The organism is Algoriphagus jejuensis (genome assembly GCF_039523455.1).
Lineage (GTDB): Bacteria > Bacteroidota > Bacteroidia > Cytophagales > Cyclobacteriaceae > Algoriphagus > Algoriphagus jejuensis.
The window spans coordinates 21,159-28,474 of the sequence record NZ_BAAAFI010000029.1; the positions used below are offsets into that span (position 1 = coordinate 21,159).

Here is a 7,316-nt window from a genome sequence, read left to right on the forward strand (position 1 = left end):
CTGAGAATGAAAAATCTTATAAAAACACTAATTCTGGCCAGTACCTTGATTTTAGGAGCTTGCGACAGTTTACTTGATACCGCTCCAAGACAAAGTCTGACCCCAGAGACAGCCTTTACGGATGTGAAGAGTTTTGAGTCATTGTTATTCACCATCTACGCTAGGGTCCGCAGTTTCAACTACTATGGGCAAGTGATGATGATCGCTCCGGAGATCATGGCGGATAACTTGAGAATCATCGCCAATACCGGTAGGTACATCGGAGAAGAGGCAAATGCGGATCGAGCTCATATTGACCTTTGGACAGCTGGAGTTTTCACGGGAATCAATGAAGCCAATATCTTACTCACAGAAATCGACAAGGTAGATGGAGATGAGGCATTGCGGGCAAAGCTCAAAGGGGAAGCCTATTTTCTCCGTGCTTTGTTTTACTTCGATCTGGCAAGAGTCTATGGCTATGAGCCTGGTCAGGAAGTAGAAGGATGGACGGCGTCAGTCGTGTTGAGAACCACTCCTACCTTGGGATTTTCCTCCGCTGATTTCAGAGCAAGAAGCACAAACAGAGAAGTCTACAACCAAATCGAGTCCGACCTAACCGCTGCAATCTCCAGCCTGGCACCCCAGTCGATGGGCACCGCTGGCGTCTATCGCGGCAACAAAGGAGCAGCGGAGGCTTTGCTTGCCAGAGTTTACTTATATGAAGGCAAAAATGCCGAAGCTGCCACCATGGCTACCCAAGCAATGGCAACATTGGGACTAACTAACAGTGGGACGGGGCTGGTCACTGCAGCAAATTATGAAGCAGCATTCAATACCTACCCCAACCCTGAGTCGATTTTCGAAATCGAAATTAGATCAGTGGATTGGTCTTCGGTGGATGGTGTCAACAACTCCATGTGTTCTCTGACTGCCGATGTGTACACCGGTGCTCAGTTCATTCTCACAGCTTCCAGTGAACTATTAGCAACCTATGATCAAGGAGACGTCAGAAGGCAAATGTGGTCCCCGACTACTAGGAGCGGAGCCGACGGTATCGTGTATGAGTCTAAGAAATGGCTGGGCGCTAAAGGAGATTTCTTGGAAAACCTCCCGATTATACGTGCATCCGAACTTTATCTGATTAGAGCAGAGGCTAGGCAAAAAACTGGTAATAACTCCGGAGCAATTTCTGATTTGAATGCACTGCGTAGCAAAAGAGGTGTCAATTCGGTTTCCGGTCTTACAGGAAATTCCCTCCTGCAGGCAGTAATGAAAGAACGAAGAACTGAATTTGCGCTAGAAGGGCATCGATGGTTTGACCTGAAGCGTAACGGTATGACGATTTCCAAGGCTGGTTCGTTTGCGCCGGTTCCGTATACGGACTACCGTATTCTTGCTCCAATCCCTCAGGACGAAATTACCCTGAATGACCTACTGGAAAACAACCCAGGTTACAACTAAAATCAGAAAAAGATGAAATTGAATAAGATATATGTCATCCTCACATCGATTATCGCATCCATGACCATGATGGGGTGCTTTAGTGAGCAGGGGGATGATGTCATTTTGCAAGATAGCTTCGTAGAATTTGAAGATGGTAGATTGCCAAATGGGCGAACGGTTTCTTTCGTCGTACTTGACCCGGATCAGACAGATATCGTTGAGCTGCAGGTAAACCGCGTTTCTACCAACAGCTCCACACCGATCACGGTAGACATCTCTGTTGATCCTACGTCTACGGCCATTGCCGGAGTTCATTATGAATTTGCCGCGCAGTCGGTGACCATTCCGGCAGGTCAGTTTTTAGCCTCGGTTAAGGTGAAAGTGTTGACGGGCAATATCGTGCCTTCTGAGACACCCGATCTAGTATTGAAGATGACTTCTGCCAGCGGTGCTGAGATCTCGACCAGTTACGGAGATCTGTTGCTCGCGCTTAGGGTGATTTGTGCTTCCAGACTCGCGGGAACCTACAAGGTGTTTTGGGAATACCTCCAAACTGGTGATGGGGAAGGAGGAGCAAATCAAGCCACAACCGATTTTGTGATCGCAAGTGCTGACCAAGTTGTACTGACCGAATTGGCGATAGGCTCGTATCAGGTCAGCGATATTTCATTCGGTTTGTATCCTGGGTTAATCAACGAGCCGACTCCAACCGGCAAAATATACGAAGCCTGCGGAGTGATCACTGGAGATCCATCAAATGCAGACTCATATAATGATCCTTTCACGATCAATGGAACCTTAAATGAAGACGGAACGATCTCGATCACCTGGTCTAATACCTGGGGTGATGGAGGGGATGTAGTATTGACTAAGCAATGAAAATGGCCGTGGAATTCTAAAAAGGGGGCTAAAGCCCTCTTTTTTTCTTATGGTTTGATTTGCAGAATTCCTTTTGAAAAGCAGGGGGTGATCGTGCGCGAATAGTCTTCTCTGGCATTTGGAAAAACTTCGTTGCTCAGCCCGACTCACGGAGGCTGTCTGTTTCGTCTCCTTCTAGAAATCGTATATAGCTAAACTTTAATTATTTTGTTGCAGTATAGAAAACTGAAGTTGATGACGTCGATATGAGAAAAATCTTACTCTTTTTAGTTGCATGTTTTTTCGGGGCGAGTGCTGTGGTTGCACAGGAAAACGCTTCTTCCTCAGAAAGACTAAGCGAGACCCGAAGATCTATTGCATCGAGCCTTGCCTCTGACTATGACTATCTCTTACTCCCCAAAAGTGCTGTTTTACTCAAAGCCAGAGCCAGAAACATTCCGGTGAGGCTTGAGTTGGCTGACGGAGAGTCTGCCGAACTGCTTTATTTCGACGAGCGGGATCAACCGGTCTATTACACGGTCATGAATTTAAATGCGGCAAGAACTACCGGGACAGTAGCACTTCAGCCAGGAGGAGCATTAGGGGTGAATCTGACAGGAAAGGGCTTTGTAGTAGGTATCTACGATCAAACCAGACCCAAGATCGATCATATCGAATACAGGAACCGATTGACCCAGGTCGATGGATCAACGGAGACGATTTCCAGTCATGCGACGCACGTCACCGGAACAATTTTAGCGAAGGGCGTAAATGCCAATGCGAAAGGAATGGCTTCCGAGGCGACAGGTTGGGCTTTTAACTGGGAGGCGGATTTGGACAAAATGAACAACAACGCCTACGACCCCGCTAGCAAGCCGGGCGGGCATTTGGTGTCCAACCACTCCTACGGAGTAGTTTTGGGCTGGTACCGAAACGCCAGCAATGCCTGGACTTGGGCCGGCAACGCAAACGTGGATGCCAATGAAGATTACAGATTTGGATTTTACTCCTCCAAAAGCAAGGGGATTGATGATTTACTTTTTTCAAAACCTTTCTATACCGTAGTATGGGCGGCTGGCAATGACCGAACGGATAGTGGTGACGGAACTAGAAATCCTGATGGGCCGGATGATACACTTGGACCGGAGGGTGTCTCGAAAAACGTGATCACTGTAGGTGCTGTCGCTAACGTGCCTAACTATACCCAGCCCTCTGATGTCAAGATGAGTGAGTTTTCAAGCTGGGGGCCCACAGATGACGGACGGATCAAACCGGATCTGGTTGGGATGGGAGTGAGTGTCTTTAGTTCCTCGGTGACCAATGAAGGGGCAACGGATGCCTATGCAAGTTTGAGCGGAACGTCCATGGCCTCGCCCAATGTCACCGGATCTCTGCTTTTGCTTCAGCAATTGTACAGTCAGCGCAACAGCGGCCGATACATGTGGTCTTCTACGGTGAAGGGACTTGCGATTCATACCGCTAAAGAAGCAGGGAATGCGAATGGTCCTGACTATGTCTTTGGCTGGGGGCTGTTGGATGCTCAAGCTGCTGGGGACTTAATCCTGAATCAAAATGGGGATTCCAAGATGATCCGAGAAGAAAAGCTACTCAACGGAGAATCCTTTGAAATGGAATTGATCTCCGATGGGTTTACGCCGATCAAGGTGAGCATCGCCTGGACGGATCCAAGTGGCAATCCCGTTGGAGCGTCGCTGGATCCAGGAAACTTGATGCTGATCAATGACATTGACTTGCGAATCACGGATGAGCAGGGCAAAGTCTATTTCCCGTGGACCTTGAATCCAAGCCAAGGGCCAAGTGCGCGGGCCAGCCAAGACCAAGATAACTTCAGAGACAATGTGGAGCAGATTTCAATTCCAAATCCGACCTCACAGAAGTATAAAGTTAAGGTTAGCCACAAACGGACCTTGAAAAATAATATCCAGGATTTCTCATTGATCCTCACTGCCGGTACGATCGGAGGAGCCTCCGAAACCTTATACTGGATCGGTAAGGCTGCCGGGAACTGGGATGATCCAGCAAATTGGTCTGCAACTGCCAACGGGTCAACGGCAAACAAAATCCCAGATACAGGTACCCGGGTGGTTTTCGAAGGGTCGTCGGGAGGCAGCTCAACGGTCAATTTCACTTCTCAGGCAACCGCTTTCAGCGTGAATATATTTGGCAATCAAGTGTATACCTTGAACCTGAATTCCAATTCTTTGTCTCTTTCCAATGGCATGAGAGTCCACAATCAGATCACAGAGGTCAAAAATGGCACTATTGTTTTCGACTCTGAAAGCGCCAACGAAACGCTGGTAGAATTCGGTCAGACGCTTTTTGAGAACTCCAGTTTGGCGTTTGTCGCAGGAGAATGGAGAATGATCTCTGGAGTGAAATTGGACGCGCTTTCCGTAGAGTCCGCTCAACTTAGCGTAGACATGGCGCAGGTCTATGCAAATGAAATCCGTGTGCAGCCGAGTGGGATATTGATCGGGGGAGTAGAGTCTCTCGAGTTTACAGAAGTCCTATCTATCAGTTCCACCAGTCAGATCAAGGAAGGTCTGCAAGCGCAATTTGCGGGAGAGTCCGGCCAATTTTCTAACACTTCCCCAGTACCACTTGCGGGTTTAGAAGCAGTAGCCGGTACATTGTCGATCAACACCGACGGCATTGACAATCTTAAAATCGAAAGAGCAAAGGCGGTATTGGGACTGGCTGCAATCGACGTCCAGCTACTCACGCTCGGTGCAGGTAGCGTGCTGGAATTTGGGCAAACTGGGACACTCACGGTTCTGAGCAAGATTTCTTCCACTGCAACCCAGGCATCCAAAGCGTTGATCACCGCTCCTGTGCCGGGTAGTGTCTTGGCCTATGACATCTACGAGAAACTTTGCTTCTCACACATCAACGTCACCAATGTCAATAAAACAGGCAAGGGTATAGTCAATCTAGGAACAGGTGCAGTGGTGCAAAATGCGAGTGGCTGGGTCACACAAAACTGCGCTGAAGTACTATTTGCAAAGTTTGAGGCAGCCTATACATGCGTGGGTGCGGCGGTGACCTTTGACAACCAAAGTGAAGGAGCCATATCTACTTACCTGTGGGAATTTGGGCAGGGCGGGACTTCCGATTACAAATCCCCGATTTTTGTGTACAACACTCCGGGAAGCTATCTGGTTAAATTGACTATATCCAACAGTCAAGAGTCGACCTCCTTTGAGCAGATCCTAGAGATCGGTGCGAATGCACTGCCTAAGCCGCGGATCGTCGCAAACGGTGATCAATTGACTTCACAGCAGCCGGGCTCAAGCTACCAATGGTATGTCAGCGGTGAGTTGATTCCAGGTGCGACACAACGCAGCTATGTGATAACTGTGGATGGTACTTATCAAGTAGCGATCTTCAATGAAACCTGCAATAGTCTCTCCGATCCCGTGGTGATATCGGCGATTCCGGAACCGGATCTGAGCCGGTTTGGTGTCTTTATCGGGCCGATTCCTTCCTATGACCAAGTGGGTGTTCAGTTACTGAATGAGTACCGGGGTAAGGTTACTTTTACACTCGTAGATATGACAGGCCGGGTTTATTTGACAAAAGTTGCAGGTAAAAACGAGGATGAGCTGATCGAGCAAATCCCGCTTGCGGGTCCAGCTGGTATGTATCTATTAAAGATAGAAACCAGCACGCTGACTCTGCACAAAAAGCTGATCAAGTATTAGGATGAAAAAGGCATTGGTTGTCCTGGTGTGGTTGATTTCGCACGGAGCTTTTGCACAGATCGTAAACTTGGACTTAAATGGAGTGCCTGCCCGGTTGACCCCCTATACTGATGTCGACGGATCTCCTTATCTGTTCGAAGACTGGTCGGAGGCCACCATCTCCACCACCAACGGTGGTGTAAAAGAGGGTGTGGCTTTCCGATTCAATATCCACGACAATGCGCTTGAAGTGGTCAATGAGGCTGGGAATACGATCGTTCTTGACAAAGATTATGTGGAATATGTCGTCCTTCAGCGACCTCCGGCTCTCATTGTCCAAAGCGTCACGCCGGGATTACTGCCCAATCTTCTGTTCAAAAAAAGCTTTGAATTCATCAAGGGGATTAAAGCGGATGACCTGATAAATGTCCTGGCAGAAGGGGAAAAGTACACCTTGATCCGGAGATTTTATTCCGATCTGGTCACTCCGGCTAAAAACAGCTATGCACCGACCGCAGGCAGCAGGTTTGTCTTCGAGGAGACGTTCTATCTGATCAATGACAATGATGTCGTCAGTACTGTGAAAGCAAAAACCAATGTGATTCTAAAATCCTTAAACCCAACAGATTCGGAGCAGGGCAAGCGGCTAGTCAAAGATCAAAAACTCGACTTAAGACGTGAGGATCATCTGGTGATTTTCTTTTCAGAATTGAACAAATTCTGAAACCTATCCCAAGCTGTTGCTAGTGGACGCGGATTTTGGATTTCTATTCCGTATTCTTTTGCCTAACTTCGCAGCGAATTTCAACGACGATGATTCACATTTCCCGAAAAGAACATTTCAACGCTGCCCATAAACTTTGGAACCCGGTCTGGTCCGATGAAAGGAATTTTGAAGTGTTTGGCCCTTGCGCCAATGTCAACTGGCATGGACATAATTTTGAGCTGATCGTGACTGTCAAGGGGCTGCCCGACCCAGATACCGGTTTTGTAGTCGATCTGAAGCAACTAAGTACGCTGATCCGCAGGCTGGTTATTGACAAAGTCGATCATAAAAACCTGAACGTGGACGTGGATTTCATGCAGGGAAAACTAGCCAGCTGCGAGATTTTGGTTATGGAGTTTTGGAAGATCCTGGAACCCGCTGTCAATGAGATTACAAAATTTGGCAGCCTTTACAAATTGACACTTTACGAGACTCCGAGGAACTTTGTGGAGTATTTTGGAGAAGGAGTTTAAAATTTGGAGTTTAAAAGTATCCCTCCGATGAACTGCATCTTGATAGGCCGTGATTTAAGAGCTAAAGTTGCGGGATGAAAAAGTGGAGTGTCGAAA

5 protein-coding genes are annotated in these 7,316 nt (G+C 47.8%); all 5 read left to right on the plus strand.

Annotation, left to right across the window (positions count from 1 at the left end):
* Nucleotides 1–6 precede the first annotated feature (6 nt).
* Nucleotides 7–1,440, plus strand: a complete 1,434-nt coding sequence (locus ABD031_RS13570; RefSeq protein WP_343852356.1) for a RagB/SusD family nutrient uptake outer membrane protein — start codon at nt 7–9, stop codon at nt 1,438–1,440.
* 12 nt (nt 1,441–1,452) lie between these two features.
* Nucleotides 1,453–2,301: a DUF4843 domain-containing protein gene (locus ABD031_RS13575; RefSeq protein ID WP_343852358.1), complete on the plus strand. Its 849-nt coding sequence runs from the start codon at nt 1,453–1,455 to the stop codon at nt 2,299–2,301.
* Nucleotides 2,302–2,546: 245 nt separating this feature from the next.
* On the plus strand, nt 2,547–6,002 hold the full coding sequence (locus tag ABD031_RS13580; protein ID WP_343852360.1) for a S8 family serine peptidase: 3,456 nt from the start codon (nt 2,547–2,549) through the stop codon (nt 6,000–6,002).
* Between the two features lies 1 nt (nt 6,003).
* Nucleotides 6,004–6,705 carry a hypothetical protein gene (locus ABD031_RS13585; protein ID WP_343852362.1) on the plus strand — a complete coding sequence of 234 codons (702 nt, stop codon included), beginning with the start codon at nt 6,004–6,006 and terminating at the stop codon, nt 6,703–6,705.
* A gap of 89 nt (nt 6,706–6,794) precedes the next feature.
* A complete protein-coding gene (locus ABD031_RS13590) occupies nt 6,795–7,220 on the plus strand; it encodes a 6-pyruvoyl trahydropterin synthase family protein (RefSeq protein ID WP_343852364.1) in 426 nt (141 codons plus the stop codon).
* Nucleotides 7,221–7,316 lie beyond the last annotated feature (96 nt).

What these genes read in the sequence shown, in the direction of transcription:
- ABD031_RS13570 (WP_343852356.1), top strand. Translation starts at nt 7, where the DNA reads ATGAAAAATCTTATAAAAACACTAATTCTGGCCAGTACCTTGATTTTA.
- ABD031_RS13575 (WP_343852358.1), top strand. Translation starts at nt 1,453, where the DNA reads ATGAAATTGAATAAGATATATGTCATCCTCACATCGATTATCGCATCC.
- ABD031_RS13580 (WP_343852360.1), top strand. Translation starts at nt 2,547, where the DNA reads ATGAGAAAAATCTTACTCTTTTTAGTTGCATGTTTTTTCGGGGCGAGT.
- ABD031_RS13585 (WP_343852362.1), top strand. Translation starts at nt 6,004, where the DNA reads ATGAAAAAGGCATTGGTTGTCCTGGTGTGGTTGATTTCGCACGGAGCT.
- ABD031_RS13590 (WP_343852364.1), top strand. Translation starts at nt 6,795, where the DNA reads ATGATTCACATTTCCCGAAAAGAACATTTCAACGCTGCCCATAAACTT.